At 63.6% G+C, this 15,027-nt stretch carries 11 protein-coding genes and 2 pseudogenes; 8 read left to right on the top strand and 5 right to left on the bottom strand.

The window, feature by feature from the left end; translation table 11 throughout:
* Positions 1-20: 20 nt before the first annotated feature.
* From M5C96_RS06940 to M5C96_RS06950, 3 genes and pseudogenes are all read left to right on the top strand, one after another.
* Positions 21-1,505: an efflux transporter outer membrane subunit gene (locus M5C96_RS06940; protein WP_272568107.1), complete on the top strand. Its 1,485-nt coding sequence runs from the start codon at positions 21-23 to the stop codon at positions 1,503-1,505.
* Between the two features lie 186 nt (positions 1,506-1,691).
* A complete protein-coding gene (locus M5C96_RS06945) occupies positions 1,692-3,128 on the top strand; it encodes an NAD-dependent succinate-semialdehyde dehydrogenase (RefSeq protein ID WP_272568110.1) in 1,437 nt (478 codons plus the stop codon).
* Between the two features lie 197 nt (positions 3,129-3,325).
* Positions 3,326-3,427 (top strand): annotated as a pseudogene (locus M5C96_RS06950) (IS5/IS1182 family transposase); the annotation flags it as partial.
* On the opposite strand, the gene M5C96_RS06955 reads toward M5C96_RS06950, so the two are convergent.
* Positions 3,425-4,519 carry an IS630 family transposase gene (locus tag M5C96_RS06955; protein WP_272563777.1) on the bottom strand — a complete coding sequence of 365 codons (1,095 nt, stop codon included), beginning with the start codon at positions 4,517-4,519 and terminating at the stop codon, positions 3,425-3,427. The pseudogene M5C96_RS06950 and the gene M5C96_RS06955 overlap by 3 nt on opposite strands.
* A gap of 66 nt (positions 4,520-4,585) precedes the next feature.
* On the opposite strand from M5C96_RS06955, the pseudogene M5C96_RS06960 reads away from it, so the two are divergent.
* The 5 genes and pseudogenes from M5C96_RS06960 to M5C96_RS06980 all read left to right on the top strand — a co-directional run.
* Positions 4,586-5,437 (top strand): annotated as a pseudogene (locus tag M5C96_RS06960) (IS5 family transposase); the annotation flags it as partial.
* Between the two features lie 234 nt (positions 5,438-5,671).
* A complete protein-coding gene (locus tag M5C96_RS06965) occupies positions 5,672-6,193 on the top strand; it encodes a GNAT family N-acetyltransferase (protein ID WP_272568112.1) in 522 nt (173 codons plus the stop codon).
* Positions 6,194-6,210: 17 nt separating this feature from the next.
* Complete coding sequence (locus M5C96_RS06970) at positions 6,211-7,266, top strand: hypothetical protein (RefSeq protein WP_272568114.1); 1,056 nt, start codon at positions 6,211-6,213, stop codon at positions 7,264-7,266.
* A gap of 229 nt (positions 7,267-7,495) precedes the next feature.
* Positions 7,496-8,431 (top strand): DUF6402 family protein, encoded by a 936-nt coding sequence (locus tag M5C96_RS06975; RefSeq protein ID WP_336297884.1) that lies wholly within the window; start codon positions 7,496-7,498, stop codon positions 8,429-8,431.
* Positions 8,428-8,832, top strand: a complete 405-nt coding sequence (locus tag M5C96_RS06980) for a hypothetical protein (RefSeq protein WP_272568117.1) — start codon at positions 8,428-8,430, stop codon at positions 8,830-8,832. Before M5C96_RS06975 ends, M5C96_RS06980 begins: the two co-directional genes overlap by 4 nt.
* 376 nt (positions 8,833-9,208) lie before the next feature.
* Here M5C96_RS06980 and M5C96_RS06985 read toward each other — a convergent pair whose 3' ends face one another.
* From M5C96_RS06985 to M5C96_RS07000, 4 genes are all read right to left on the bottom strand, one after another.
* Entirely contained in the window at positions 9,209-11,413 is a 2,205-nt protein-coding gene (locus tag M5C96_RS06985) for a TonB-dependent siderophore receptor (RefSeq protein WP_272568119.1), read from the bottom strand.
* Positions 11,414-11,573: 160 nt separating this feature from the next.
* Complete coding sequence (locus M5C96_RS06990) at positions 11,574-12,293, bottom strand: DUF4198 domain-containing protein (RefSeq protein WP_272568121.1); 720 nt, start codon at positions 12,291-12,293, stop codon at positions 11,574-11,576.
* 145 nt (positions 12,294-12,438) lie between these two features.
* The gene (locus M5C96_RS06995) at positions 12,439-14,565 is read right to left on the bottom strand and encodes a TonB-dependent siderophore receptor (RefSeq protein ID WP_272568122.1); all 2,127 of its coding nucleotides are present in this window, start codon (positions 14,563-14,565) and stop codon (positions 12,439-12,441) included.
* Between the two features lie 130 nt (positions 14,566-14,695).
* Positions 14,696-15,022 carry a DUF3325 domain-containing protein gene (locus tag M5C96_RS07000; RefSeq protein ID WP_272568125.1) on the bottom strand — a complete coding sequence of 109 codons (327 nt, stop codon included), beginning with the start codon at positions 15,020-15,022 and terminating at the stop codon, positions 14,696-14,698.
* Positions 15,023-15,027: the final 5 nt, after the last annotated feature.

Consider the following 15,027-nt stretch of genomic DNA (forward strand, 5'->3'; position numbering starts at 1 on the left):
GCGAGCGAAGGAGTTTTGCGATGACTGCCCCCTTGATGTCGATTTCCCTGCCGTCCTGGTCCCGCCTGGCGCCCCTGGCGGCCGCCCTGGTGCTGGCTGGCTGCATGGGCACCCCGCTCGCCCCGCCGCCCGAGCATGCCGGCGTGGCCGTGCCGGCCACGTTCAGCGAGGCCGACGGCGCGCGGTCGTGGACCACCGCGCCCCCCGCCGAGGCACAGCCGCGCGGCGAGTGGTGGCTGGGCTTTCAGGACCCGGTGCTGAACGGCCTGGTGGAGCGCGCCGGCCGCGGCAACACCACCGTGCAGGAGGCCGCCGCGCGGCTGGCCGAAGCGCGGGCGCTGCTGCGCTCGGCCGATGCCAACCGCGCCCCGCAGGTTGGCGTGTCCACCGGCGTGTCGCGCCAGGCGGGCGCCAACACCGCCACAGGCGGCCCGGTGCCGGCCACGCTGGCCACGGCGGGCCTGAACGTGTCGTACGAGCTCGACCTGTTCGGCCGCCTGTCGCAGGCCAGCGATGCCGCGCGGCTCGACGCCCAGGCGCGCGATGCGCTGCTGCAGAGCACGCGCCTCATGGTGCAGGCCGACGTGGCGCAGACCTATCTGCAATGGCGCGCGGTGCAGGCCGAGCGCGTGCTGGTGGAGGAAAGCCTGGCCGCGTACCGTGACACGCTGCGTCTCACGCAGCGCCGCTACCAGGCCGGCGACGTGGCCGAGCTGGACCTTGCGCGCGTGCAGACGGAAGTGGCCGCCACCGAATCGGAGGCGCTCGCGCTGGAGCGCCAGCAGGTGCTGCTGAACAACGCCCTGGCCGTGCTGGTGGGCGACGTGGCGAGCGGCTTCGCCGTGGCGCCTGCGGGCACTGCAGGCGCTGCTGGCGAAGCGGTGCTGCCCGTGATCCCGGCCGGCGTGCCCGGCATGGTGCTCGCGCGCCGGCCTGACGTGTCGGCGGCGCAGGCCTCGGTGCTGGCGGCGCAGGCCCGCGTGGGCGTGGCGCAGGCGGCGTGGTTTCCAGCCGTCACGCTCACGGGCAACGGCGGCTATGCCTCGCCCGAGCTGGGCGACCTGTTCAAGTGGTCGGCCCGGTCGTGGGGCATCGGCGCGTTGCTGTCGCTGCCGATCTTCGACGGCGGCCAGCGCGCCGCGCAGGAAGAGGGCGCCCGCGCCCGCCTGGAAGGGGCGCTCGCCGCGCACCGGGGGCAGGTGCTCACCGCGTTCCGCGAGGTCGAGGACCAACTGGGTGCCCTGCGCCTGCTGGCGGGCCAGGCCGAGGCCCAGGGCCGCGCCGTGCAGGCCGCCGCGCGCGCCACGCAGCTGTCGGACTCGCGTTACCGCAACGGCCTGGTGAGCCAGCTCGAACTGCTGGACGCGCGCCGCAGCGAGCTGCGCAACCGCCGCCAGGCGCTGCAGGTGCGCACCGCGCAGTACACGGCGACGGTGGGGTTGATCCGCGCGCTGGGCGGTGGCTGGGGCGACGCGCCCGCACAGGTGGCGGCAACGCGGCCCTGATCCGCTGGGTACCCATGTGTGCACGGCCCGGCCCCGCACGGGCTTTGGGGATGTAACCGCGCGGACTGCACGGCCCGGCGAACGGGCCTATAGTTGCCCGTTGGCGCCGCGCGGACGGGTCCGCCGCGGCAGGGGTTCGCCCCCTTCTTCCTTCCACCCACCCCCGACAGCAGGAGCATTCGCACAATGAGTTACCCCAGCACCCGCCTTTTCATCGCCGGCCAATGGCAGGACGCCGCCGACGGCAAATCCATCGCCGTGCACAACCCCGCCACCGGCAAGGAAATCGGCCGCGTGGCGCATGCGGGCAAGGCCGACCTGGACCGTGCCCTGGAGGCCGCGCAAAAGGGCTTCGAGGCCTGGCGCGACATTCCCGCCGTGGACCGCGCCAAGACCATGCGCCGCGCCGCCGCCCTGATGCGCGAGCGCGCCGACGCCATCGCCGCAATCATGGTGCAGGAGCAGGGCAAGCCCCTGGCCGAGGCCCGCATGGAAACCATGGCCTCCGCCGACATCATCGAGTGGTTCGCCGACGAATCGCAGCGCGTGTATGGCCGCATCGTGCCGTCCCGCAACCTGGCCGCGCGCCAGATGGTGGTGAAGGACCCCGTCGGCCCCGTGGCGGCGTTCACGCCCTGGAACTTCCCGATCAACCAGGTGGTGCGCAAGCTGGCCGCGGCCCTGTCGGCCGGCTGCTCGATCCTCGTGAAGGCGCCGGAAGAAACGCCGGCCAGCCCGGCCGAGCTGATCCGCGCGTTCGCCGATGCCGGCGTGCCCGCGGGCGCCGTGGGCCTGGTCTATGGCGACCCGGCGGAAATCTCCAACTACCTCATCCCGCACCCGATCATCCGCAAGGTGACCTTCACCGGCTCCACGCCCGTGGGCAAGCAGCTGGCCGCCCTGGCCGGCAAGCACATGAAGCGCGTGACCATGGAGCTGGGCGGCCACGCCCCGGTGATCGTGGCGGAAGACGCCGATGTCGAGCTGGCCATCAAGGCCGCCGGCGGCGCCAAGTTCCGCAACGCGGGCCAGGTGTGCATTTCGCCCACGCGGTTCCTGGTGCATGAAAGCATCCGCGCCGAGTTCGTGGCTGCGCTGTCGCGCCACGCGCAGGGCCTCAAGGTGGGCAACGGCCTGGTCGATGGCACGCAGATGGGCCCGCTGGCCAACCCGCGCCGCATCACCGCCATGGCCGACCTGATGGCCGACGCGGTGCAGCAGGGCGCGCAACTGGCCACCGGCGGCGAACGCATCGGCAGCGAAGGCAACTTCTTCCAGCCCACGGTGCTCAACGACGTGCCCCTGTCGGCCCGCATCTTCAACGAAGAGCCCTTCGGTCCCGTGGCCGCCGTGCGCGGCTTCGAGAAGATCGAGGACGCCATCGCCGAGGCCAACCGCCTGCCGTTCGGCCTGGCGGGCTACGCCTTCACGCGCTCGCTCAAGAACGCGCACCTGCTGGCCCAGCGCCTGGAAGTGGGCATGCTCTGGATCAACCAGGCCGCCGCTCCAGCGGCAGAACTGCCTTTCGGTGGGCTGAAGGATTCGGGCTACGGCTCCGAAGGCGGCTCTGAAGCGGTCGAAGCCCATCTGAACACGCGCCTCGTGTCGATCATGAACGTGTGATCGCCACCGGTTCGTCGAAAGGCCGCGCTGCACAGCGCGGCCTTTTTTTTGGGGGGTCGAGGCATGCTGCGCTCCAGGCTGGTGGAGAGGGAGCCGCGCGCGAATATCATCGTCCTATGCTCACCTTCGCCCAACTGCTCGCGTTCTTGCTGGCTTTGTTGCACAAATCGCGATGCTGATGCCCGTAGACTGACTGCGTGACAGAGACGAAGAACAGGCAGCGGAGCAAGTACCGCACGACGAACTGGAAGGCGTACAACGCGGCGCTGAAAGCGCGAGGCTCGTTGACGATGTGGCTAGTGTCCTGTCCCGTTAATTCGCCCGCATAGTCTGGCGAGTTTTTCGAGGATGGAGTCTGCTGTAGCTGTCCAAGTAAACGGCTGGCAGGACTGGTTGTAATTCGCGATGAATGTGTCGATCTTGTTGATCAGATCCTTCACGCTGGTGAACGAGCCACGGCGGATTGCCCGCGTGGTGATGATCGAGAAGAAGCGCTCGACCTGATTGAGCCAGCTTGAATAGGTCGGAACGAAGTGCATGTGCCAGCGAGGCCGCTCGGCCAACCAAGCGCGCACCTTTGGATGCTTGTGGCTGGCGTAGTTATCAGCTATGCAGTGCACATCCAGTTCGTCGGGCACTGCCTTGTCGATGGCGCGCAGGAAGGCAAGGAACTCTTGATGACGATGCCGGGGCCGGCACTGCGCGATCACTTGGCCATTCATCACGTTCAGGGCCGCGAACAAGGTGGTGGTGCCGTGGCGCACGTAGTCGTGCGTGACACCTTCGACATAGCCAAACCCCATTGGCAGCATCGGCTGCGTACGCTCCAAAGCTTGGCATTGGCTCTTCTCGTCCACGCACAGCACCAGCGCGTTGTCAGGTGGGTTCAGGTACAGCCCCACAACGTCGCGCAGCTTCTCGATGAACAGCGGATCGGTCGACAGCTTGAAGCTGTCGGCCCGGTGCGGCTTGAGGTTGAAGGTCTGCAGATAGCGCGCCACCGTGCTCTTGCTGATGCCCGTATCGGCGGCCAGCGTGCGGGTGCTCCAGTGGGTACCCCCATCAGCAGGCTTGGTGTGCAACGTCTTGGTAATCAACTCAGCAACACGCTCGTCATCTACCGTGCGGGGGCGACCCGGGCGCAACTCGTCGTAAAGCCCTGCAATGCGATGGCGCGCATAGCGCCCGCGCCACTTGGTGACAGTGCTACGACTGATCCCCAGAGCCTGCGCAACCGCGGTGCTGGCTTTATCTGTGCCTTCGCAAGTCAGCACGATGCGCGCCCTGAGCGACAACGCCGCTGGCAGCGAACGTGATCGCGCCATGGACGTCAGTTCCGCGCGCTCCACTTCACTAAGCGCAATTTCTGTTCGGGTCGTTGCATTGGGCATGGCGGCACCTCAAGGATGGCCCGAAACCATGCAGCTATCGTGCCTGCGAATTAACGGGACAGGACACTAGATGAGGGCATGCAGTGGTTTGGCACGCCGACCGGCAGGCGTGGACGCAGCCGAACCTTCTCGGACGCAGCAATCCAGTTCTGCCTGAGCATCAAGTGCCTGTTCGGCCAGCCCTTGCGACAGGCGCTGGGCATGGTGCAGAGCCTGCTGCGGCTGGCAAAGCTGGACTGGCCGGTACCTGACTTCAGCACTGTTTGCCGGCGCCAAAAGACCTTGCAGGTCGAACTGAGCTACCAGCGAACCAACTCGCCGCTGCAGTTGCTGGTGGACAGCACCGGCATCAAGTTCCTGGGCGAAGGAGAGTGGAAACGCAAGAAGCATGGTGCTGAATACCGGCGCGAATGGCGCAAGGTCCATCTGAGCATCGACGCGCAGACGCTGGAAATACGCGCCATCGAGGTGACCAGCAACGCCATTGGGGATGCGCCGATGTTGCCCGGGTTGCTGGCTCAGATTCCCACTGACGAATCCATCGAAAGCGTCAGTGCCGATGGCGCCTACGACACGCGCGCCTGCCTGGACGCCATTGCCGAGCGGCACGCGATGGCGGTGATCCCGCCCCGCAAGAACGCCAGCCATTGGAAGAAGTCGAGTCCGGGCTCGGCGCATCGTAATGAGGCCATTCGGGCGTGCCAGCGCCTGGGTCGCGGCATTTGGAAGAAGTGGAGCGGCTACCACCGGCGCAGCCTTGTGGAGACGAAGATGCACTGCTTCAAGCGACTGGGCGAACGGGTGATCGCGCGCACGTTCGACCGCCAGGTTGTGGAGCTGCATGTCCGCGTGGCCTTGCTCAATCGGTTCAGTCAGATCGGCCGTCCTCACACCGTGTCGGTGACTGCTGTGGCATAGGTCCGTCTGGGGTTGGGGTCATGCCGTCTGCAATTCGATTTGTGCAACAGCGCCCCGGCCATTGCTCTCGAGCGATCAATATCTCCAGCAAAACGGTTTGTAACAAATTGCTTTGGGCGATCAAATCTTAAACCGTTAGAGTTCGACACGCTAATGGCTTTGGCGTTATTTAAAACGCTTATAGGGTGCTGGCGAAAAACACCCAATGTTTAGCATGCCTGGCTCTGCCTGGGCATGGTCTTCGAAGACTTGCTTCGTATTTGTATAAATTATGGGGAGAATAAGATGATCGGCATTTTGTCCAGATGGCGCGTGCAACGTAGGCTGGCTCACGTTCCAAAAATCACCATGGATGTGACCAGAACTTACGACATGACTTTCACGGCTCCCAATCCAGACGTGAAAGCCGTCATCAAGAACCAGCAGGGAACGACTGTGGGAGAGGCTTGTTATGCGGTATCACCCTTGAATGATCGTGTCTACGTGTATAACGTTGAAATTTTTAGCGCGTATCGGAGGCAGGGGTACGGCACTGCGTTGCTGAATTACCTTGCCCAAAACTACAAAATTCCGATCACCGTGGTGAGAGAACTTTCCAGTTCCTGTGGCTTTTGGAAATTTGCCAGAAGTCTGAGTTGCATCGGTGTTCATTTCACTCCGCAACTTTCTGTGTCGGAGATGGCGCTTGAGTCAGAGCGTTGGGCACACCTTCAGCCACAGTTAAACCCATTCCACGAAGCAACGACCCATTCCTGAGCGATGAATCAGCTGCCTTGAAGCGATGCTTCTGTCCGAAAAATCCAAGCCTGAAACCCGTTAATATTGATATGGGCAAATATTTTGATAATGAGAGGGTAAAAAATCGTCGAGATGAAAATGCAAAAAAGGGTTTTCTAATGAAAAGTCGTAAGGTCTTCATCGTTGGTGGATTATTAATTGCCGCAGGTGCAGTAACAATGGCCCACTGGGAAGGCGACGCCCTGCCAGTCAATAGATCTAAAAAAATCGCTCCTGTTGCGAACTTAAATCTCCAGCCTTTGAGTGCCAGTGCCTCCGGCGCATTGGGTAGGGATGATAAAAATGCTTCCCAGCCTGCCAGTGCCAAGGTGCTTGTCAACGGTTTGAAAATGCCGATACGCCCCGTTTGGCAAGGTGTGGTGGATTATCGTCAAGGTAAAAAGGGTCGGTCAATTCAGGAGGAAGTCATTGCAGGACTCTCTTTTTGTGCTTCTACGGAGCTAAACAGGGAAGCAGCGGTGGCAGAAAAGAGCCGTACAGGTGTAACTGCCCAAACTGCTGCCCTTGACTCTATGGTGAAGACGCAAAGCGAGATGTGCGCCCGCCTTTCGGATGCTGACTACGAATTGCGCTCGGAGATTCTCGGCAATTGGGCCAGAGACGGTGATTTGGACGCGATGGTGGCTTTCTATACGGCGGGACCTTTAGGCAGATGGGGCGCAACCACTGGCCCCCAGACCCTTGAAAATCCAGGAGTTAAAGAGTGGCAGACACAGGCGGTTTCATGGTTGAACGTGGCTGCGCAGCAAGGGCAGATAGGTGCTTTGCTGCTTCTTTCGGATGTGTACGACAACAAGCCCGTAACTGAACGTCCCGGTGCGGTTTTCAGTGATCTTTACGATCCTGTGCGCTCGTACGCTTATGCGCACGCCTGGCATTATTTGGTCGGTCGTGATGAATCGAAACGCCAAGCTCTGCTCAAAAGCGATTTTCTCAATAGAGCTGAATCCGGAATTTCTAAAGAGCAACGGGATCTGGGGCGTGTCGAATCACAAAAAATCATCGAATCTTTGGGGGAAATTAAACCATGAAGAAAATCAAAAATAATTTCCTTTAGCATTGCTTCCGTGGTGCCTATTGGGAAGCTCTCAAAACCTTTGAATTTGCAGGTTTGAGCGCCGTAACTCTTTGATTTATAAAGGTGTTGAGTGGCTGGCATCGGGGTTTTGGGAGGTTCCCAAAAATCAAGACTGCTAATTATTTGATGAATGGGCCGAGTCACTGCAAATTGCCTTGAGCCACGCCGATATGTAGCGGACGGTGGACGCGCTCGAAATGATGGAAAGAAATATTAAAAAGAGAAATTTTATGACCGATATATTGCGAGATGCGCTGGGTGCAATCAGCGGAAATTCTAAAAAGAAAGAACCAACTTACCAAACCAAAGTTTTCCAACTGCGCGACATCCCCAATGTGATGCGTTCACGATTGGGCTGGCCCGTAGCTGCCAGTTTGATGGACCGGTGGTTCAATGGTGCGTCATTTGCGCTTTCTCCAGAAGCCAAACGCAGTGCTGAGGGAAATCGGCTTAGCCAGTTGCCCACGACGCAGCTTGACGAGACGACTGTCACTATGGCGTGGGCGCTGAAATTCGCTCGCGTCCAGACGGCAGTGGCTCAACTACAGGCCAAGTGGCCCAGCACTGCGGGATTGACTCTTTTGAAGCGCCGGGTTGTCCGAGAATCTCGTCAGCGAACGCAGCAATGCTGGCGATTCGGTAACCTGGACCAACCAGCCAAGATTATTGATGATCTCTTTCAAGTCAATTATTTGGGCGTTGGCAAATCGGGTGACCCCATGGATGACTTCTATGGTGCCATGGGAGAGTCCCAGCTCAACATTGCTGTTTCTGGAATTGTCACCCCTCAATCGGGTGGAAAAATCCTCATTGAAATTGATGAGCTAGGTTTTTATTTGCGAGATTCTTACGATTTCAATGATGCTTCGTTGATATCGCAACCTCTTGGCTGCTGGGGTTTCAGTGGCGTTGAATGTGGGCTCTCCACCATATTAACTATCCAAATTGAAGACTCAACCGTTGACGAAAAGCCTTCGGATGTGGAGAGGCGGAAATATTACGTAAACAATGGTGATTTTCAGAAGTGGCGTAGTAAAAACAATAAAGGGGGAGATTTCATGGTGCTGTCTGACGTATACCGCGTGCACCTTCCATTTTCTCAAAAATTCACTTTATGAACACCCCAAAAAAGAACAAACCCCACCTTCACCGGGTTGTCATCACGCTTCTTTGCATGCTTGCTTTCGTCGGTCTATGGTATGCATCCAAACCGAAACTTTCTCATACGTCGCTCAGCCCGCGCCATGTTTATCGGGTGGAATACTATGACGCTTCTTTCATTCAGCGGATTATTCATTACAAAATGAAAATTCCTACATTCGTTCGCTTGTATCGAAACGATCCGGAAGTTCTTCTGGGTGAAAGCAAGGTGGTCGATATGTGGATGAATGGGCAGCTGTACTGGTGGTTTGAGTCGCCGCTGAATGTTGTTCAAATAGGCAATGATGTTGTTTTTGAAAACATCCCACCTGAATGCATGAACTGCGAAAGACTCACACCTTCTCAGGTTATGCCGTAGGCACGTTGTGGCGCATCTATGGGGCCTTGTTGAATAAAAAATTTCTTCCAGATCAGCGTTCTTTACGAAAGATTCTTGCTTCGTGTATGGCACAAGAATCTTTCTCTTTGATCTCTCCAAAAGCCAGTGCTGCATTTTCTCAACCGTCGGGGAACCTCTCAAAATCTCCGGATTTGCAAGTTTGAGCGTCATAACTCGTTGATTTAAAGGTGCTTGGTGGCTGGGATTGGGGTTTTGAGAGGTTCCTTATTGTGTTGTCGGCTGACTATGGCCGTTGTCTTTGCAGCAACTACTGGATGATCAAGCGGTGGCTACTATCGGCTGGGCTCCGGCAGGCGAGCAGTGCTGGCTCTGCCTGCCGGGATAACTCTTAGGTTCAGAACCGGTAGGTGCCCGTCATCGTGTACGTGCGGCGCTGGCCGTAAAAACAGTCGCCGCGCGCCAGGCACTGGGTGATCTGCACCTTGTCGGCCAGGTTGACCACGTTGAAGGCCAGGCGCCAGCTGCCGGCGTCGTAGGCCGCCATGGCATCGGCGATGAGCGCCGACGGCGTGGTGATGGCCGTGGTGCCGGTCCACTGCGAGCCGGTGTAGCGCACGCCCGCACCCACCGTCCAGCCGCCGCGTCCTTCGGCCGCGAAGCGGTGCATGAGCCAGCTCGACGCCGTGTGCTTGGGCACGCTGGCCACGGGCAGGCCCTGGTCGCCGGCGTTGCTGCGCGAGATGACGGCGTGGGTGTAGGCGTAGCCCACCGTCCAGTCCCAGTTGCGGGCCAGGCTGGCGGTCATCTCGGCCTCGAAGCCCTTGGTCTTCACCTCGCCGAGCTGCAGGCTGTTGAGCGGGTTGGAGGGGTCGTTGGTCTTGCGGTTCTTCTCACGCAGCTGGTACACGGCGGCATAGGCGCTGATGCCCCGGTCCTGCGGCTGCCACTTCACGCCGGCTTCCCACTGCTCGCCGCGCTGGGGCTTGAACGGGGTGCCGAAGAAGTCCACGCCGCCCAGCGGCTGGAACGATTCGGAGTAGCCCACGTACGGTGCCCAGCCGCCATCGGCCTGGTAGGTGGCGCCGACGCGCTTGGTCCAGGCGGTGTCGTCCACGGCGGCGGCGGGGCGGCCGACCGTCTCGGTCTTGGCGCTGTCGTGGCGCAGGCCGAGCGTGGCCGTCCAGCGGCCCCAGCGGATCTGGTCCTGGGCGTAAAAGCCCAGTTGGCGCTGCGTGACGTTGGGCTGGCGCACCAGCGCGGAGGCCGAGGGCGCCGTGAAGTTGCCGTACACCGGCGCATACGCGTCGATGCCCGAGATGGTCTGGAACCACGTGGACTGGCTGGTCTCGTTGCGCTGCGCGTCCATGCCGAAGAGCAGCGTGTGTTCGGTGGCGCCGGCCTGCACCTTGCCTTCGATCTGCGTGTCCGCCAGCAGCAGGCGGCTGGAGTTGATCTGCCAGGAGGCGTCGCGCAGCAAGGTGCGGTTGTCCGCATTGAACACCGGGCGCGCCGGCCGGCCGGTGGCGCGGTTGGCGCTGAAGCTGGTGTAGATGCTGCGGTAGTCCACCTCGCTCACCGTGCGGCGCAGGTTCTGGCGCACCGTCCATTGGTCGTTCAGGCGGTGGCTGAACAGATAGCCCCAGGAGTTGTTCTCGGTGTCGAAGGCGTCCCAGCCCGGTTCGCTGATGAAGGTCGAGGTCGGGATCTGGCCGTAGGGGCTGGACAGCCGCGTGCCCTGCCACGGGAAGAAGCCGATCAGCGAGCCGCTTTTGTCTTTCTGGTGCGTGAACTGCAGCGTGAGCGAGGTGGCGGCGTTGGGCTTCCAGGTGAGCGACGGGGCGAGGATGAGGCGGTCGTCGCTCACGTGGTCGACCTGCGAGTCGCTGTCGCGGCCCACGGCCACCAGCCGGTAGAGCCACTCGCCGTCCTGGGTGAGCGGGCCGGTCATGTCGGCGGCGATCTGCTTGCGCGCGTAGTTGCCCATCTGCACCTGCACTTCGCGCAGCGGCTCGGCCTGCGGGCGCTTGCTGGTGAGGTTGAGCACGCCGCCCACGCTGCCCTGGCCGTACAGCACGGACGAGGGGCCGCGCAGGAATTCGACGCGCTCCAGCAGGTAGGGCTCGGCCTTGGTGTTGTTGTAGGTGCCGTAGGTGCGCAGCAGGCCGTCCTGGTACTGCGTCACGCTGCCGCCGCGTGCCGTGAAGCTGTCCACCCGGCTGTCGAAGTAGTTGGACACCATGCCGGCGGTGTAGGCCGTGGTCTGGCGCAGGGTCAGCGCGCCTTGCGCCTCCATCTGGTCGCGCGTGACCACGCTGATGGCCTGCGGGGTTTCGATGAGCGGCGTGTCGGTCTTGGTGGCCGAAAGGGCGCGCTTGGCCACGAAGCCGCTGACGGGCGCGGTGGGGCTTTCCTGGTCCACGCCGGCCTTGACGGTCACGGGGGCGAGCGTGGTTTCCGCCACGGGCGCGGCGGACTGGGCTTGGACGGCGCTGGCGCCCAGGCCGCACAGCAGCGCGATCGCGGTGTGCAGGGCGGCGGCCAGGGGCAGGGGGCGGCAGGGCGCGCCGTGGGCACGCGGGGGAAGAAGGTGCGAGGTCATGTTGCTACTTTTTCAATAGCACTCCTGGCAATGAATCCGCTGGCAGGAGGGCTGTTCGGTTTAAAAATGCGGCGCGCAGGGCGCCGCCGCCGTCACGGCGCGGCGGCCGTGAAAGGTCTTCGGGGACGGTAGGCCGGTCAGCGCCGGCCCGGCGCGGCGGTCAGTGCGCGGCCGGGGCAGGCAGCGGGGGCGATTCCATGCCGGCCGCCTGCACGAAGGTGAGCGTCGTGAGGTAGCTGGCCTCGCCGTACTTCTCGCCTGCGTGTTCGCCGGGTTGCTTGTCGCTGTGCTTGACCTCGGCCACGTACTGGCCCTTCCAGGGCAGCTCGAAGTGCACCGTGCCTTCGGCATTCGTGGCGGCCTCGCGGGCCCAGCCCGAGGGCGATACCAGGGTCACCTGGGCCTTGGGCAGCGGCTTGCCGTTGAACACCACGCGCAGCTCGCCCGCCTTGCCGGTGGGCACCACGTCCAGCGGCGCGGTGGCGGCCACGGGCTGCGCCAGGCTGGCCACCCAGCGCGCGGCGGGGCGCCACAGCAGCGGTGGCTGGCCGGCCTTGGTGCGGTCGATCAGCGGATACGGCGCCTCGGCGAACAGCGTGTCGGCCGGCGCCGGCAGGGCGTAGGTGAACGCGGTGGCGGTGCGCTGGCCTTCGATTCGCCGGGCCTCGCCGCCGCGTGGCTGCTGCTGCTCGAGCACCGGCACGCCCTTGAACTTGTCGAGCGCACCGGGCGACTTTTCCAGCAGGCCGTCGGCGTATTCGCCGAACTGCACGCGGGCCTGGGCGCCGCTGGCCTCGATCCAGACCTGGTGGGCCTGGACGGCCGTGGCCGCCAGCGCGGACAGCACGGCGGCGGTGATGGGCTTGAGCAAGGTGGACATCGGAAAGCTCCTGTGAAACAGAGGTTGAAAAAACGTTTGCTATCAAATAAATAGCGGAATGCCCTAGAAGAACATGCGCTGGAGGCCGTTTTGATGCAAAAAGGCTTGGCGGCCGGCAGCATCGGGGCCCCGCTCGGCCGTGCGCCTAGTAGCGCGCCTTGAGCGCCACCGTCACGCGGCGCGGCTCGCCGTAGAAGTTCTGGCGGCCCAGGCTGGAGACCTTCTCGTAGTAGGTCTTGTCGAACAGGTTGTCCACGTTCAGGCTCACCGAAAGCTTGTCGTTGATCTGGTAGGCCACCTGGGCGTTGAACAGCGCGTAGTCGCCCGAGGTCAGGCGCACCGTGCCGCTTTGCGCGAAGAACTCGCTGCGGTAGCTCACGCCGCCGCCCACGCTCAGCCCCTGCAGCACCGGGCCCTTGAAGGCATAGCGGGTGGACAGGTTCACGCTGTGGCGCGGCGTGATGGGGCTGAACACCTGGCCCTGCTGCGACACCGGGGCCTGCAGGTACTTGGTGGCGGTGAAGGCGTAGCCGGCGAGGACGTCCCAGCCGGGCGCGACCTGGCCGCTCACCTCGGTCTCGAAGCCCTGCGCGCGCACCTTGCCGCCGGCCAGGGAGGCGGTGGGAACGTCCGGGTCGGCGATGGCGCGGTCCTTGTCCAGGATGCGGAAGAGGGCGAAGTGCGTCTGCAGGCGCTTGTTCAAAAACTCGCCCTTGACGCCCGCCTCGATCTGCGAGCCCGAACGCGGCGTGAGCAGGCGGCCCGCGCGGTCCAGGCTGGACTGCACCACGAAGGTCTCGGCATAGCTCGTGTAGGCCGACAGGTTTTCGTTCAGCTCGTAGATCGCGGCCACCGAGGGGATGAACTGCCGTCCGGGGTCGGCGGTGGCCGTGGTCTGGCCCGTGCTCAGCGTGCGCGTCTCGGCCTTGGCCCAGGACAGGCGCCCGCCGGCCAGCACCTTCAGGCGCTCGGCCACGCTGACCTGCGCCTGACCGTACAGCGCGTTCTCGGTGCGCCGGGTGGCGCTCTGAAAGCCGGGCAGCGTGATGCTGGGGTAGGGCAGGTCGTACTGCGGATTGAAGATGTTGGCGGTGCGGGGCGCGCCGAAGGCGGAGTTGCCGTCCAGGCTTTCACTGGTCGTGTGGCTCACGCCCAGCAGCACGCGGTGCGTGCGGCCGGCCAGCGACAGCGGCGAGGCGATGTACAGGTCGTAGTTGCGGTCCTTCAGGTCCTGCTGAAAGTCCACCGACTGCAACTGGTAGTTGCCGTTGGCCGCCACGGCCGAGTTGGCCCGCACCGAGCGGTACAGCGATTCGCGGTGCACGTCGCGCGCCACGAACTTGACCTGCCCGCCATTGGACAGGCGGTGCTCCAGTTCGGCGAAGGTGTCGGTGTTGTCCAGGTCCTGGCGGTTGGCGGCGATGCCCGCGAACGTGGAGCGCGGCACGTCCAGCAGCCGGCCGTCGGCATACGCGGGCAGGCCCTGGTCCACCGTGGCGCGCACCTTCTGGCGCGTGTGGCCGACCGACAGCGTGGTGGACGGGGTGATGTCCAGCTCCAGCGTGCCGTAGCCCAGGGTCTTGTCGTTCTTCAGCGTGGCGACGTGGCTGTCGCGGTCGTCCTTCACCGCCACCACGCGGCCGCGCAGCGTGCCCGCGGCGTTGAGCGCGCCGGTCAGGTCCACGTCGGCGCGGCGCATGTTCCACGACCCCGCGGAAACGTTGGCGTTCAGCCCCAGCGCGGACTGCGCACGCTTGCGCACCAGGTTGATGGTGCCGCCGGGTTCGCTCGCGCCCTGCAGCAGGCCGGACGGACCGCGCAGCACCTCGATGCGGTCGTAGATGGCGGTGTCCATCGCGGTGGCGTAGTTGGGGCCCTGCGGGATCGGCACGCCGTCCAGCAGCAGCGCGCCGATGTCGAAGCCGCGCGACTGGATGGTGTTGTAGTTGCCGGCGCCATCCAGGCGCGTCACGTTCACGCCGGTGGTCTGCTTGACGGCGTCTTCCAGCTTGTTGAGGTTCATGTCATCGAGCAGCTGGCGCGTGATTACGCTCACCGACTGCGGCGTCTCACGCGGCGACTGCACCAGCTTGCCCACGCTGATCTCGCGGGCGATGTACTGGCCCGAGCCCTCGGTGGCCTCGCTTTGCGGGGCATCGGTCACCTTGACCTCGGGCAGCGCGGCGGTGGGCGCCGCCGTCTGGGCAGGGGTATTGGCGGCGGCGAGCGATGCGGCCGCGGTGATGATGGCGTTCAGGGGAGGCAATCGCATGACAGGCTTTCCGTCGATGAAAGAAACGACACGGCATGAAGTAAATGGCTCCCCGCGCGCCCCGGGGGCGGCAGGTGGCTGATAACGAAACCGGTGCCCACGCAGTCGCGGGCACCGGGACCCGAAGGCCCTAGAGCGCCAGCGCCAGCAGCGCGGCGGCGGCGGCCACCGTGCCCAGCACGGGCAGGCGGCGCGGCAGCCAGGTGGCCAGCGCCGTGGCGCACACGGCGGACAGCGACAGCGCTATGGCCCACCACGTCACGCTGAGCGCGGCGGTGCTGTCGCCCGGCCATGCGGCGGCGTGCACGAGCGACAGCACCAGCAGCGCCCACCCCACGCGGCGCAGCGTGCGCAGTTGGGGCTCGGCGCCTTCACGGTTCCAGGCGTCCTGGTGATGGCGGTCCATGCCCAGGGCCAAACCCGACCAGCCGGCAAGGCAGAGAAAGAATTCGAACATTGGCG

This window comes from Acidovorax sp. GBBC 1281, from assembly GCF_028473645.1.
In the GTDB taxonomy this organism is placed as follows: Bacteria; Pseudomonadota; Gammaproteobacteria; order Burkholderiales; family Burkholderiaceae_C; genus Paracidovorax.

Coding starts and splice junctions, on each gene's coding strand:
- M5C96_RS06980 (WP_272568117.1), top strand. CDS start 8,428: ATGAACACCCCAAAAAAGAACAAACCCCACCTTCACCGGGTTGTCATC.
- M5C96_RS06955 (WP_272563777.1), bottom strand. CDS start 4,519: ATGCCCAATGCAACGACCCGAACAGAAATTGCGCTTAGTGAAGTGGAG.
- M5C96_RS06945 (WP_272568110.1), top strand. CDS start 1,692: ATGAGTTACCCCAGCACCCGCCTTTTCATCGCCGGCCAATGGCAGGAC.
- M5C96_RS06965 (WP_272568112.1), top strand. CDS start 5,672: ATGGTCTTCGAAGACTTGCTTCGTATTTGTATAAATTATGGGGAGAAT.
- M5C96_RS06990 (WP_272568121.1), bottom strand. CDS start 12,293: ATGTCCACCTTGCTCAAGCCCATCACCGCCGCCGTGCTGTCCGCGCTG.
- M5C96_RS06985 (WP_272568119.1), bottom strand. CDS start 11,413: ATGACCTCGCACCTTCTTCCCCCGCGTGCCCACGGCGCGCCCTGCCGC.
- M5C96_RS06995 (WP_272568122.1), bottom strand. CDS start 14,565: ATGCGATTGCCTCCCCTGAACGCCATCATCACCGCGGCCGCATCGCTC.
- M5C96_RS06940 (WP_272568107.1), top strand. CDS start 21: ATGACTGCCCCCTTGATGTCGATTTCCCTGCCGTCCTGGTCCCGCCTG.
- M5C96_RS07000 (WP_272568125.1), bottom strand. CDS start 15,022: ATGTTCGAATTCTTTCTCTGCCTTGCCGGCTGGTCGGGTTTGGCCCTG.